The sequence below is a fragment of the Arenibacter sp. S6351L genome, from assembly GCF_023016025.1.
GTDB lineage: Bacteria > Bacteroidota > Bacteroidia > Flavobacteriales > Flavobacteriaceae > Arenibacter > Arenibacter algicola_B.
Genome location: NZ_JALKBB010000039.1, coordinates 15764 through 28962, shown reverse-complemented (window position 1 = coordinate 28962; position 13199 = coordinate 15764). Strand labels below are relative to the sequence as shown.

14 protein-coding genes are annotated in these 13199 nt (G+C 39.3%); 12 read left to right on the top strand and 2 right to left on the bottom strand.

The features are described 5' to 3' along the window. Complete coding sequence (gene htpG, locus MWU82_RS22110) at window positions 1-1887, bottom strand: molecular chaperone HtpG (protein WP_247097958.1); 1887 nt, start codon at window positions 1885-1887, stop codon at window positions 1-3. 273 nt (window positions 1888-2160) lie between these two features. Between htpG and MWU82_RS22105 the strand changes: the two genes are divergently transcribed. From MWU82_RS22105 to MWU82_RS22050, 12 genes are all read left to right on the top strand, one after another. Beyond that, window positions 2161-3171 carry a beta-ketoacyl-ACP synthase III gene (locus MWU82_RS22105; protein WP_247097957.1) on the top strand — a complete coding sequence of 337 codons (1011 nt, stop codon included), beginning with the start codon at window positions 2161-2163 and terminating at the stop codon, window positions 3169-3171. An 835-nt stretch (window positions 3172-4006) separates the two neighbouring features. After that, on the top strand, window positions 4007-4624 hold the full coding sequence (recR, locus tag MWU82_RS22100) for a recombination mediator RecR (RefSeq protein WP_247097956.1): 618 nt from the start codon (window positions 4007-4009) through the stop codon (window positions 4622-4624). Window positions 4625-4722: 98 nt separating this feature from the next. After that, the gene (locus MWU82_RS22095; RefSeq protein WP_247097955.1) at window positions 4723-6117 is read left to right on the top strand and encodes a dihydrolipoamide acetyltransferase family protein; all 1395 of its coding nucleotides are present in this window, start codon (window positions 4723-4725) and stop codon (window positions 6115-6117) included. A 206-nt stretch (window positions 6118-6323) separates the two neighbouring features. After that, on the top strand, window positions 6324-7100 hold the full coding sequence (locus MWU82_RS22090) for a 3'-5' exonuclease (protein ID WP_215947177.1): 777 nt from the start codon (window positions 6324-6326) through the stop codon (window positions 7098-7100). A 97-nt stretch (window positions 7101-7197) separates the two neighbouring features. After that, on the top strand, window positions 7198-7809 hold the full coding sequence (locus MWU82_RS22085) for a fumarylacetoacetate hydrolase family protein (RefSeq protein ID WP_215947176.1): 612 nt from the start codon (window positions 7198-7200) through the stop codon (window positions 7807-7809). Continuing rightward, on the top strand, window positions 7810-8148 hold the full coding sequence (locus tag MWU82_RS22080; RefSeq protein WP_215947175.1) for an Hpt domain-containing protein: 339 nt from the start codon (window positions 7810-7812) through the stop codon (window positions 8146-8148). Then, a complete protein-coding gene (locus MWU82_RS22075; protein ID WP_215947174.1) occupies window positions 8148-9395 on the top strand; it encodes a competence/damage-inducible protein A in 1248 nt (415 codons plus the stop codon). The genes MWU82_RS22080 and MWU82_RS22075 overlap by 1 nt, the downstream gene beginning before the upstream one ends. 72 nt (window positions 9396-9467) lie before the next feature. Next, on the top strand, window positions 9468-9704 hold the full coding sequence (rpmB, locus tag MWU82_RS22070) for a 50S ribosomal protein L28 (RefSeq protein ID WP_031444792.1): 237 nt from the start codon (window positions 9468-9470) through the stop codon (window positions 9702-9704). Between the two features lie 21 nt (window positions 9705-9725). Further along, a complete protein-coding gene (gene rpmG, locus MWU82_RS22065; protein ID WP_031444791.1) occupies window positions 9726-9908 on the top strand; it encodes a 50S ribosomal protein L33 in 183 nt (60 codons plus the stop codon). 6 nt (window positions 9909-9914) lie between these two features. Next, the gene (locus tag MWU82_RS22060) at window positions 9915-10067 is read left to right on the top strand and encodes a DUF4295 domain-containing protein (RefSeq protein ID WP_069859169.1); all 153 of its coding nucleotides are present in this window, start codon (window positions 9915-9917) and stop codon (window positions 10065-10067) included. Between the two features lie 90 nt (window positions 10068-10157). Beyond that, a complete protein-coding gene (ftsY, locus tag MWU82_RS22055) occupies window positions 10158-11117 on the top strand; it encodes a signal recognition particle-docking protein FtsY (RefSeq protein ID WP_247097954.1) in 960 nt (319 codons plus the stop codon). Next, window positions 11117-12124: an alpha/beta fold hydrolase gene (locus MWU82_RS22050; RefSeq protein WP_247097953.1), complete on the top strand. Its 1008-nt coding sequence runs from the start codon at window positions 11117-11119 to the stop codon at window positions 12122-12124. Before ftsY ends, MWU82_RS22050 begins: the two co-directional genes overlap by 1 nt. 21 nt (window positions 12125-12145) lie before the next feature. Here the strand turns inward: MWU82_RS22050 and MWU82_RS22045 are convergent, their stop codons facing one another. Beyond that, entirely contained in the window at window positions 12146-13186 is a 1041-nt protein-coding gene (locus tag MWU82_RS22045; protein WP_247097952.1) for a serine hydrolase domain-containing protein, read from the bottom strand. Window positions 13187-13199: the final 13 nt, after the last annotated feature.

The window sequence follows — 13199 nt, the reverse complement described above, 5'->3', positions numbered from 1 at the left end:
TTATTTCACCATTTCATAACTTCTCTTAATGAACTTGGTAAGTTCTTCACCTTTCAACAATCCTTTGGATAAACGTGCCAGATCGAGGGACTGGTTAATAAGTCGCTCTTTCTTTTTGGCCGTTTTTGTGTTTAAAATTTCAGAAACCAATTCATGGTTGGTGTTCACCACTAAATTGTACATTTCCGGCATGTTTCCCATGCCGAACATTCCACCACCGCCGGTTTGCTGCATTTCTTTCATACGTCGCATAAACTCCGGTTCTGTAATAATGAACGGAGAAGAGCTACTATCCATAGCTTCCAATTGAATGGTATAGCTTTTGTTGTTGATGGCAGTCTCGATATCGGTTTTTAAGGTCTCTTTTTCCTCGTCGGACAGCTTGGAGATTTGGGTGTCCTCTTTTTTGATGAGATTGTCCAAATGATCAGCGTCTACCCTGGCAAAGGAAATTTTCTCCTTGGAAGTTTCCAGTTTTTGCATTAAGTGGGATACTATAGGGGAATCTAACAATAAAACCTCAAATCCCTTGGCCTTGGCAGCCTCTATATAACTGTGTTGTTCTTCCTTGTTGGAGGCATAAAGTATTACCAATTTATCGTCCTTGTCCGTTTGGTTGGCTTTTAGTTTCTGCTGTAGTTCCTCGAAGGTATAATATGCTCCGTCTACTGTAGGATATAATGCAAACTTATCCGCTTTCTCAAAGAATTTGTCCTCGGAAAGCATTCCGTATTCTATAACGATTTTGATATCGTTCCATTTTGCTTCAAAATCTTCTCTATTATTTTTAAATAAGGAGCTTAGTTTATCGGCAACTTTACGGGTGATATAGGTCGATATTTTCTTGACCGCTCCATCGGCCTGTAAGTAAGATCTACTAACGTTCAACGGAATATCCGGAGAATCTATAACCCCTCTCAGCATGGTTAAAAACTCAGGGACAATTCCTTCCACGTTGTCAGTGACAAAAACCTGGTTTTGGTATAATTGAATCCTATCCTTTTGGGTATTTAAATCATTGGTCAATTTTGGGAAATACAAAATCCCTGTCAGATTAAAAGGATAATCTACGTTTAGGTGGATGTGGAACAAAGGCTCTTCAAATTGCATTGGGTAGAGTTCCCTGTAGAACCCCTTATAATCCTCATCCGTTAATTCCGTTGGCTGTTTGGTCCAAGCCGGATTGGGATTGTTGATTATGTTGTCTACCTCCTTTGTAGGTGCAGGATCTTCTTCTTTAGCTCCTTCCGGTTTGGGAAGGGTCTCCGTTGTAGTCCCGAACTTAATGGGGATAGGCATAAACTTGTTATACTTTCTAAGTAAGGTGCCAATTTTACCTTCTTCCAAAAATTCTGTGGAATCATCTGCAATGTGAAGGATTATTTCCGTACCACGGGTAGTTTTCTTAGCCTTTTTAAGGGTGAAATTGGGCGATCCATCACAGGTCCAATGTGCTGCAGGTTCGTCTTTATAGCTCTTGGTGATAATTTCTACTTTGGATGCCACCATGAACGCAGAATAGAATCCTAGTCCAAAATGACCAATTATACCTGAGTCTTTGGCAGAATCCTTGTATTTGTCCAAGAATTCTTCAGCCCCTGAAAACGCAATTTCATTGATGTATTTCTGTACTTCCTCCTCGGTCATACCTACACCTTCATCAATAATATGTATTTTCTTTCCTTCCTTATCGATCTTTACCTCAATAAGTGGATTTCCATATTCTACCTTGGCTTCCCCTATAGTAGTTAGGTGCTTTAATTTTAAAGTTGCATCTGTTGCGTTCGAAATGAGCTCCCGTAAAAATATTTCATGGTCGCTGTATAGGAATTTTTTTATGAGCGGAAATATGTTCTCTACGGAAACATTGATCTTGCCTGTGGCCATACTTCTATTTTTTTTAAGTTTAACGAATTAACACTGTCAAAAAAAATACCATTGTTGGTAGAGGTGACAAACTGACATTTTTTAGTGGGTTTAAAACGATACTAATGTCATTGTGCTTATTAAAATTCCCTTTATGGCCGTATGACCAAAATCATCATATTCGTATATATTTTTATTTAAATTGTGTGTAACTAAATTTATTTCTCATATTTTAGATTTTGTAATAGAAAAAGAAGGGGGCAACGGCTTCCCAAAAACTTAATTTTCCAATAGATGTTCAATTCAAAAATAATTGGTCTAGGTTACTATGTACCTAAAAATGTGGTTACCAACGATGATTTGTCAAAAATAATGGACACCAATGATGCTTGGATTCAGGAGCGTACTGGTATTCAGGAAAGACGACACGTTATAAAAGGTGATGGGGACACCACTACCACTATGGGCGTTAAAGCAGCAAAGATTGCTATAGAACGCTCTGGAATAGATAAAAATGATATAGACTTTATCGTCTTTGCCACACTAAGTCCTGATTATTATTTTCCTGGTCCCGGGGTCTTGGTGCAACTGGATTTGGACATAAAGACAGTTGGTGCCTTGGATGTACGTAATCAATGCTCGGGATTTGTTTATGCATTGTCCGTCGCAGATCAATATATAAAAACGGGGATGTACAAAAATGTTCTGGTGATAGGATCCGAACTTCATTCCCACGGACTCGATATGACTACCAGGGGTAGGGGAGTTTCAGTGATTTTTGGCGATGGGGCAGGAGCTGCCATCGTAAGTAGGGAGGAAGATAACCAAAAGGGTATTCTTTCCACCCATTTGCATTCCGAAGGACAGCATGCTGAGGAATTGTCCCTTATAGCGCCAGGGATGGGAAAGCGTTGGGTCAATGATATTTTGGAAGATAATGATCCTAACGATGAATCTTATTTGCCCCATATGAACGGTCCGTTTGTTTTTAAGAACGCCGTGGTCCGGTTTAGTGAAGTAATCATAGAAGGGCTAAAAGCTAATAATTTGGAAGCTAAGGATATAGATATGTTGGTGCCCCATCAAGCGAATCTAAGGATATCCCAGTATATACAAAATAAGTTTGGCCTAGGGGATGACCAGGTGTTCAATAATATTATGAAATACGGTAATACAACTGCAGCCTCTATACCTATTGCATTGACCGAAGCTTGGGAGCAGGGAAAAATTAAGTCTGGAGATTTGGTGGTGCTCGCCGCCTTTGGTAGTGGATTTACTTGGGGCAGCGCCATAATAAGGTGGTAAGGGACTAAGAATTATGATATAAAAAATAAAACCCGGAACAAATGTTCCGGGTTTCTTTCATTGATAGACTATACTAAACACTAACCATTAACTATAAATATATAGCGTTATCAATGACCAATTTCTTTATATACACCTTAAAGTACGAATATTCTATTACCTGCTTACAAGTATTAACACACTTTAACTTCAAAATAGCAGAGTGTTAACACCAATATTTGGGTGCCGTTCCTTATAGGGAATAAGCCAATAAATTTTAATTGCGTTGCGGCTATAGGACTGGGGGAACTATGCCTAGGACAAAATAAAGGTTAATAATTATATTATCAAAATAAACCTCTCACAAGTTTATCTTAATTTTCTGAAAATCAGCGTTAATTTTATGGGATTTAATGTTCTAAAAGGCATTTACAAGAATTCGAAATGTTAAATATAGGTTTTGGTATATGTTCTTAATTTATTGTAAATCAGAATATAATGTACTTATTTATTCCATTGGATTTAACTTCTTGTATTGTATTTTTTTTAGGTGAAGGCTTAATTAGATGGTGGGTTTTGGGCTTGAAAATAAATGTAAATACATAAAGCAGGTCTGTCGATGAAAGGTTGTATGTTTCGGTAAAAGGTAAGTAGTAATTCGGAAAAGAAGTGTGTTGCTAAATTGGATGCTTGGGAATGAAGTATGTCAACATCCATTAAGTAGGTCGTGTTTACAATTGCGGCTTAAGTAAATGTTTTATTGTTGTGCCTTGATGATTTGGATTGTTCAATCCCTGAAATTTACTTTTAGGGGGAATGCCTTAATATAATGGTATAAAATTGTAATTTTGTGGATATGGAATTTTCATCTAAATTATTGGAAAATGCGGTCTATGAGATGTCCCAATTACCGGGAATAGGAAAACGCACGGCCTTGAGGTTGGTCCTGCATCTCTTAAAGCAGCCAAAGGAGCAAACTGCCAGATTGGCCAATGCGTTGGTCAACTTAAAAGACAATATTAAATTCTGTAAAAATTGCCATAATATTTCCGATGTAGAGGTTTGTGAGATTTGTTCAAACCCTCGGAGGGATGAAAGTCTTGTTTGTGTGGTGGAGGATATTCGGGATGTGATGGCCATTGAAAATACAGGTCAGTTTTTAGGGCTATACCATGTCCTTGGCGGGAAAATTTCCCCCATGGAAGGTGTGGGGCCACAAGATTTGACAATTTACTCTTTGGTCGACAAGGCGAAGCAAGGGAGAATTAAGGAATTAATTTTCGCTTTAAGCTCTACCATGGAGGGGGATACCACCAACTTTTATATATACAGGCAATTAGAAGGTTTGGGGGTAAAAACTTCGACCATTGCAAGGGGTATTGCCGTGGGGGATGAACTTGAATACGCCGATGAAGTGACTTTGGGAAGAAGCATTCTGAATAGAATTCCGTTTGAGAATTCGTTAAAAGTATAGGAGTTGTAAGTAAAAAGCATGAATAAAAGTCAAAAATATGGCCTTTTATTTATTAGTTTTGCAAATTATTAATCATTACAAGTGTATTAAATAAGGATATGTCAAAATTTGAGCTAAAATTACCACAAATGGGAGAGAGTGTTGCAGAGGCAACACTTACCTCATGGCTGAAGGAAGTTGGTGATACCATAGAAATGGATGAAGCGGTTTTTGAAATTGCTACGGATAAGGTGGATTCCGAAGTTCCTAGCGAGGTAGATGGCATTTTGGTGGAGAAATTATTCAATATAGATGATGTTGTTAAGGTGGGTCAGACCGTGGCCATTATAGAATTAAACGGAAGTGGTTTTAGTTCTGAACATGAACAGGATGGTGAAGTTTCTGCGGCAAAAGAAGATGCCCCGAACAAAGCAGTCGAGGAATTGGAAGTAGCGGTGTTGAGTGCCAAGGAAAGCGCTACCGCTCCGGTAATGGATTATAGTGGATCCGATAGATTTTATTCCCCTTTGGTAAAAAATATAGCGAAGCAGGAAGGAATTACCTTGGCCGAGTTGGATACCATTAATGGTACGGGAAGTGAAGGCAGGGTGACAAAAAATGATATTTTGGAATATGTTGCTTCCGGAAAGGCAAGCGGGGGACAACCTTTTGAGGAAAAAAAGGAAGAGCATGTAATGCCTGTGGTCGAAAAAGTGGAGCACGTAACCAAGCCTGTTCCTGTTAAAAAAGAGGAACCAAAACAAGAAGTGGTTAAACCGGCTTTGGAGAAGGAACAGCCCAGTAACGGGGACGAGCATATTCCTTTGACCCGTATGGGTAAATTGATAGTCCAGCATATGACCGCAAGTGTTGCTACTTCGGCACACGTACAAAGTTTTGTAGAGGTAGATGTGACCAACGTGGTCAATTGGAGGAATAAGGTCAAGGATGCCTTTGAAAAAAGGGAAGGTGAGAAACTTACTTTTACCCCTATTTTTATGGAAGCTGTGGCCATTGCTTTGAAGAAGTATCCTATGGTGAATATATCCCTGGACGGAGATACCATAATAAAGAAAAAGAACATAAATATAGGTATGGCCGCGGCCTTGGCCGATGGAAATTTGATTGTTCCCGTGATTAAAAATGCCGATCAGTTAAACTTGGTGGGCATGGCCAAAGCGGTCAACGATTTGGCCAAGAGGGCCAGGAACAATGCATTAAAACCAGATGAGGTAAAGGACGGTACCTATACCGTTACCAATGTAGGTACCTTTGGCAGTGTTTTTGGCACGCCAATTATAAATCAGCCCCAAGTGGGTATCCTGGCATTGGGGGCTATACGTAAAATGCCCGCTGTGGTCGAAACCAAGGAGGGCGATTTTATTGCCATCAGAAGTAAGATGTATTTATCCCATAGCTATGATCACAGGGTAGTGAACGGGGCCTTGGGCGGAATGTTTGTAAAGGCCGTAGCCGATTACTTGGAGGCTTGGGACGTGAATAGGGAGATTTAGTAAATCTCTACTGTTTTGTTCAGTCCTCTATTGGTTTTAAAGTATTGCTTTGTTCCATGGTTTGTAGGGATGGCCAGGAGTCTACACATTTAATTTTGATTCATATCCATAGATTTCCCTGCAATGAAGAGGATTTTGAACATTTTGTGGGTCTATTTTTAGCCAAAACCTTTGTAAAAACTATATTTGCATAAAGAACCTACATCATGCAATTAAAGCTTACAAGGCCAATTTGTTTTTTCGATTTGGAGACCACAGGTACTAATGTTGCCAAGGATAGAATAGTGGAAATAGCTATTCTAAAAGTCTATCCAAATGGGAATAAGGAAAGCAAAACATGGCTGGTTAACCCAGAAATGGAAATCCCTGCCGAAGTGGTGGCTATTCATGGCATTTCTAACGAGAAAGTGGCCAACGAACCTACATTTAAACAGCTCTCCAAAGAAATTCATAAAATGATCAAGGACTGTGATTTGGGAGGTTATAATTCCGATCGCTTCGATATTCCACTTTTGGCAGAAGAGATGCTCAGGGCCGAAATAGATTTTGATATGAAGAATACCGTTTCGGTGGATGTGCAGACCATTTTTCATAAAATGGAGAAAAGAACCTTGGAGGCGGCCTATAAATTCTATTGCGATAAAAATCTTATAGATGCCCATAGTGCGGAGGCGGATACCTTGGCTACCTATGAAGTGCTATTGTCACAATTGGACCGTTATCCTGAATTGGAAAACAACATTAAAAAGCTATCCGAATTTACAACTAGAAAACAATCGGTAGATTTTGCGGGATTTATTGTGTTGGATGAAGATGGGGAGGAGATTTTTTCCTTCGGAAAACACAAGGGTAAAAAAGTACATGCCGTTTTGGAAAATGAACCTGGATATTTTGGTTGGATATTGAACGCCGATTTTCCACTGTACACTAAAAAGGTTTTGACCCAAATAAAATTGAGCAAGTTGAACAATAAGCTGGGTTAAGGGTTTAATAAGGGTAATTATTTATTGTTGAAAGCTTTATTTGATATACATGCTGGGTTTAAATTCCAAAGCTGGGTGCTAAACATTTCTATATAATATGAAGATTATTTGTATTGGTCGCAACTATGTTGATCACATAAAGGAATTGAACAACGAGAGGCCTACAGATCCGGTCCTGTTTATTAAACCGGACTCCGCTGTTTTACCAAAAGAACAGGATTTTTATATCCCCGAGTTTTCCAATGACATACACTACGAAGTGGAAGTTTTGGTGAAAATTAAAAAAGTGGGCAAGCACATAGATGCCCAGTTTTCCCATACCTATTATGATGAAATTGGTTTAGGAATAGATTTTACAGCTAGGGATCTTCAGTCCCAATTAAAGGAAAAAGGATTGCCTTGGGAAAAGGCCAAGGGTTTTGATGGATCTGCGGTCATAGGTAAATGGTTGCCGAAATCCAGTTTTGGTGATGTAAACCATTTAAACTTCCAACTTAAAAAGAACAATGAGGTTGTGCAGGAAGGGAACACCAGTTTAATGCTTTGGAAGATCGATGAAATAATTTCCTATGTTTCCAGTTTTTTTACGTTGAAAAAAGGAGACATTATTTTTACAGGTACCCCTGCCGGTGTTGGTAGAATAAGTGCAAATGATTATCTTTCGGGTACTTTGGAGAATGAACAAATGTTCTCATTAAATATAAAATAGATGATTTATAGTCTGGACAAGATAAATGAAATGGCAGATGGTGATGATGAATTCATTAAATCGGTCGTTGCTGTTTTTTTGGAAGAAGTTCCCCAAGATTTGGACGAACTGGAGAAAGCATTAGTGGTGAAAAATTATGATAGTGTATATAAATTGGCGCATAAAATTAAACCTAATGTAGATTTGCTGGGTATGGAACAAACCCGGGCAATAGCTCTTCAGATAGAAACTTTGGGAAAAAAGGAAGAGAATACGGAAGAAATTGAGCGACTGGTGCCTTTGCTTAAAAAGGACGTAGATCAAGTGGTATCAGAATTGAAAAACGACTTTAGGATTTAATGTTTGCTGAAATCATAACTATTGGCGATGAGATTCTCATTGGTCAAATTATAGATACAAATTCTGCCTTCATTGCCCAAGAACTAAATAAGATTGGGGTTTCCGTGTACCAGATTTCTTCGGTACAGGATGAAAGGCTGCATATTCTCGAAGCACTTAAGGAAGCGGAAGCTAGGGCCGATGTTATTATAATAACGGGTGGACTGGGCCCTACCAAAGATGATATCACCAAACATACGCTTTGCGAATATTTCAATGATACTTTGGTGGAAAACAAGGAAGTGCTGGCCCATGTAGAGGCTATCTTTAAAAAACACTTGGGAATACCCTTGTTGGAGGTCAATAAAAATCAAGCTTTGGTGCCTTCCAAGGCAGATGTGCTCCACAATGAATTTGGTACGGCACCCGGAATGTGGATTAAAAGGGAAGGGAAAGCCTTTGTTTCATTGCCAGGTGTGCCCTTCGAGATGAAGAATCTAATAACATCCAAGGTAATTCCACGAATTATACAGGAGTTTAAGCGGCCATATATTGTGCATAAGACCATCATTACCTATGGTATAGGGGAAAGTTCCTTGGCGGATAGGATATCCTCTGTAGAGGACAACCTGCCCAGTATGGTGAAATTGGCCTATCTACCTAGCCTTGGTTCTGTAAGGCTCAGGCTTTCTGCAAAAGGAAACAACAGTGAGCAGTTAAATGACTTGGTCGATATTGAGGCGAAAAAAATTAGAAATCTTTTGGGGGACCTTGTCCTTGGAGAGGCAGGGGACGAGCCCGTGGAATCTGTAATTGCCCAATTATTGACAAAAAAGGGGATGACCTTGGGGACGGCGGAGAGCTGTACCGGAGGAAAAATAGCCCAACAGATAACTAGTATACCGGGGGCATCGGCTTATTTTAAAGGGAGTATTGTGAGTTATGCCACCGAAACCAAAATAGAGGTGCTCAAGGTGTCGAAGACTACAATTGACCAGTTTTCTGTGGTAAGTGCCGAAGTTGCCGTTGAAATGGCCACCAATCTGCAAAAAATGTTAAAGACGGATTTTGCTATTGCCACTACAGGGAATGCAGGTCCAACAAAAGGCGACTCAGATGCTGAGGTGGGGACTGTGTTTATAGCGGTTGTTTCCCCTAAAGCTACAGTGGTAGAGAAATATCGTATGGGAAGTCAGCGTGAAAGAATTGTGCAAAAGACTGTAAATAAGGCTTTTGAAATGCTTCAAAAAGAAATTTTAAAATTCTGACAAAGAATTTTGTCCGTCCCATAAAATTAATTTAAATTTGCACCCTGTTTATAACAAAATAAAAGTAGAGAGATGTCAAAAGTTTGTGATGTTACTGGAAAGAGAGCCATGTTTGGGAACAATGTGTCCTTCTCGATTAATAAAACCAGAAGAAGATTTGATGTAAATCTTTCTAAAAAGCGTTTCTATATTCCAGAAGAAGATCGTTGGGTAACCTTAAAGGTTTCCGCTAAAGCTCTAAAGAGTATTAATAAAAAAGGAATTTCCGTTGTTTTAAAAGAAGCAAAGGAAAAAGGGTTAATTAAATAATCCTGAAATACTAAGATAACAATGGCAAAGAAAGGTAACAGAATTCAGGTTATTTTGGAGTGTACAGAGCATAAGGAATCTGGCATGCCAGGTACTTCAAGGTACATAACCACTAAGAACAAAAAGAACACTCCAGATAGGATGGAAATTAAAAAATTCAATCCTATTCTAAAGAGAATGACAGTTCATAAAGAAATTAAATAATACGTCATGGCAAAGAAAACGGTAGCGAGTTTACAAACAAGTTCAAAAAGATTGACCAAGGCCATTAAAATGGTAAAGTCACCTAAAACAGGTGCTTACACTTTTATGGAGTCTGTAATGAGCCCAGAAATGGTAAACGACTGGTTGAAAAAAAATTAATAACCTAAATTTATTGGTTATAAAGCTACTTTCTGATGAAAGTAGCTTTTTTATTTTTATATCTTTGATAAAAAGGAACATGCCAAAAATATGAGTTTATTTAAGAAAATATTTTCCACACAAAAAAAGGAATCTTTGGACAAGGGTCTGGAAAAGACCAAGACCAATTTTTTATCCAAACTTAGTAAGGCGGTAGTAGGAAAATCCAAGGTAGATGATGATGTTTTGGATAATTTGGAGGAAGTATTGGTTTCTTCCGATGTGGGTGTAAATACCACTTTAAAGATAATAGACCGTATAGAGGCCCGTGTATCCAAGGATAAATATCTTGGCGTAGATGAGCTTAATGTCATATTAAGGGAGGAAATAGCGGGATTGCTATCCGAAACCAATTCTGGAAATGAAACGGAATTCATGGTGCCCTTGGTAAGAAAGCCTTACGTTATAATGGTAGTTGGGGTTAACGGGGTAGGTAAGACAACCACTATTGGTAAATTGGCATATCAATTTAAAAAGCAAGGTTTAAAGGTAGTGCTCGGAGCGGCCGATACGTTTAGGGCGGCTGCAATAGACCAACTTCAGGTTTGGGCAGATCGTGTAGATGTGCCTATTGTAAAACAAAATATGGGGAGTGATCCGGCCTCAGTGGCCTTTGATACCCTGAGTTCTGCCCTTAAGCAGAATGCGGACGTGGTAATTATTGATACCGCTGGAAGATTGCATAATAAGGTTAATTTAATGAATGAATTGACCAAGGTGAAGCGCGTTATGCAAAAGGTGGTGGAGGGTACTCCGGATGAGGTTCTACTGGTTTTGGACGGCTCTACAGGCCAGAATGCCTTTGAACAGGCAAAACAGTTTACAAAGGCTACAGAAGTGACTTCCTTGGCGGTTACAAAATTGGATGGTACCGCTAAAGGCGGTGTGGTTATTGGTATTTCAGATCAATTCCAGATTCCGGTGAAGTATATTGGGGTAGGGGAAGGAATGGATGATTTGCAAGTCTTTAATAAGATTGAGTTTGTGGATTCATTTTTTAGTGGAAAATAATGAAGATAATCCGTCGATTATTTAAAGCTGTATTTCTTTTATTATTGTTATTGCTGATTGTCTATTTTTTGGGGCCCAAAGTGGATAAACCCCTTTTGACCATGGACCTTCCTGCAATGGAAACCGATTTGATCAAACTTCAAAATAGTGTATACGAGAGGGAAAAGGTAAATACCAAAATTAAGGCCAATAACGAATCGCAAATTCTTTGGTACGATTCTATCCCCAGCAAAACCGAATATGCTATCCTTTATCTCCATGGTTGGTCTGCCAGTCATGAGGAAGGTGCGCCTCTGCACAGGGAATTGGGACAGAGGTATGGTGCCAATGTATACTTGCCCCGTTTGAAAGGTCACGGTGTACAGGAAGAACAGGCAATGCTTCATTTAACGGCAACGGACTACTTTGAATCGGCCAAAGAGGCTTTGGCGATAGCAAAACAGATTGGTAAAAAGGTTATTGTTATGGGCACTTCCACAGGAGGTACCCTGGCGCTTTATTTGGCTCAAGGGGATAAGGATATCGCAGGCCTTCTTTTGTATTCCCCGAATGTTAGGATTTACGACCCTACTGCAGTATTACTTTCCGGACCTTGGGGATTGGAGATAGCCAAAACCATTATGGATAGCGATTTTTATGAATCTGAAGCGGATTCTTTAAAACAGAGCTATTGGACTACAAAATACAGGGTAGAGGCATTGACGCAGCTACAGGCTTTGTTGGATGTTACAATGAAACCGGAAGTCTTTCAGCACATCGATCAACCTACCTTTTTAGGATATTACTATAAAAATGAGGAGGAACAGGATAAGGTAGTCTCGGTTCCTGCCTTGTTGGAAATGTACGATGAACTGGGTGTAAAGAGCAATTTAAAACGTAAAGTTGCGTTTCCGGAGGTAGGCAACCATGTAATGACCTCCTATATTACGTCAAAGGATTTGGAATCTGTAAAAAGGGAAACCATAGGGTTCTTGGAAGATGTAGTTCAGCTTCAACCTGTGAATTAATGATTTTGATACCTACGGATTTTAGTTTATCACGTCATTTATTTTTTCCCACAAATCGTTATCAAAAGTAGTTGGGCCCAATTCATCTTCATTGGCAGAATCGCCCATTCGTATAATTACCAATCCTTTACTTGGCACCACATATAATTTTTGGTCAAAGGCACCGAGTCCGGCTATTAGGTCGTCCGGAGCATTGGGTGTTAATTTTCCCGGGAACAATTCTTCGGAACCTGGTATTCTAAAGCTACTTTTTCCATTCAGCCACCAGAGATAGCCATATGACTTGTTCAGTTCTTGGGAAGTCGTGGTCATTTCTCTAAAATAGTTGGGGTCGTCCAGAATTGGGGTGTCTTCCCATATGCCTTTATTGAGGCTCAACAGTCCAAACCTTGCCATACTTCTGGCATTGCTAAAATAAAGATTAAGATATCCCGTCTTTATCCAAGATCCCTGCATCCCAATTTTGTCGCGGACCTTTTCATTAAAGTACTCCTTAAAATCTTGGTCAACTGCTCCGCTTATAATATTATCCAATAAGGTATAGGCCGCATTATGGTAATACCAGAAGCTATTGGGGTCATCTTTGTATATCAAACATTCCACATCAGTACAAAAACTATTTTCACCAGTAAAATCAAGGCCCGATGTCATGGTAAGATGATTTTTTACGGTAATCTGTATTTCTTGCTCTGGGGTGAGGGAGGACCAGCCCGTTCCCATATAGTCCGATGAGGCATTGTCTATGGCTAGAAATCCTTCCCTTTGGGCAATTCCCACGGTAAAGGCAGTCAAAGTCTTTGCTGCCGAGTTCCAAGTATGGTTTTTGGTGGCGTTAAAGCTTCCGAAATATTTTTCCAAAACAATTTTTCCATCCTTCAAAATGATAAAGGCATCCGTTTTATTTGTTTCCAGAAAGTCATAAAGTGGTTGCTCAGCACTTGAATTCCATTGGAGTTCCTCGATGGAAACAGTTTCCCATTCGTCAGAATTTAATGGTGGAAAATACAAGGCTTCCTCAGGTGGAATTGGCACTTGATCATCATTCCCTTTGGAACATCCCATTAAACAACAAATG

Coding starts and splice junctions, on each gene's coding strand:
- htpG (WP_247097958.1), bottom strand. CDS start 1,887: ATGGCCACAGGCAAGATCAATGTTTCCGTAGAGAACATATTTCCGCTC.
- MWU82_RS22105 (WP_247097957.1), top strand. CDS start 2,161: ATGTTCAATTCAAAAATAATTGGTCTAGGTTACTATGTACCTAAAAAT.
- recR (WP_247097956.1), top strand. CDS start 4,007: ATGGAATTTTCATCTAAATTATTGGAAAATGCGGTCTATGAGATGTCC.
- MWU82_RS22095 (WP_247097955.1), top strand. CDS start 4,723: ATGTCAAAATTTGAGCTAAAATTACCACAAATGGGAGAGAGTGTTGCA.
- MWU82_RS22090 (WP_215947177.1), top strand. CDS start 6,324: ATGCAATTAAAGCTTACAAGGCCAATTTGTTTTTTCGATTTGGAGACC.
- MWU82_RS22085 (WP_215947176.1), top strand. CDS start 7,198: ATGAAGATTATTTGTATTGGTCGCAACTATGTTGATCACATAAAGGAA.
- MWU82_RS22080 (WP_215947175.1), top strand. CDS start 7,810: ATGATTTATAGTCTGGACAAGATAAATGAAATGGCAGATGGTGATGAT.
- MWU82_RS22075 (WP_215947174.1), top strand. CDS start 8,148: ATGTTTGCTGAAATCATAACTATTGGCGATGAGATTCTCATTGGTCAA.
- rpmB (WP_031444792.1), top strand. CDS start 9,468: ATGTCAAAAGTTTGTGATGTTACTGGAAAGAGAGCCATGTTTGGGAAC.
- rpmG (WP_031444791.1), top strand. CDS start 9,726: ATGGCAAAGAAAGGTAACAGAATTCAGGTTATTTTGGAGTGTACAGAG.
- MWU82_RS22060 (WP_069859169.1), top strand. CDS start 9,915: ATGGCAAAGAAAACGGTAGCGAGTTTACAAACAAGTTCAAAAAGATTG.
- ftsY (WP_247097954.1), top strand. CDS start 10,158: ATGAGTTTATTTAAGAAAATATTTTCCACACAAAAAAAGGAATCTTTG.
- MWU82_RS22050 (WP_247097953.1), top strand. CDS start 11,117: ATGAAGATAATCCGTCGATTATTTAAAGCTGTATTTCTTTTATTATTG.
- MWU82_RS22045 (WP_247097952.1), bottom strand. CDS start 13,186: ATGGGATGTTCCAAAGGGAATGATGATCAAGTGCCAATTCCACCTGAG.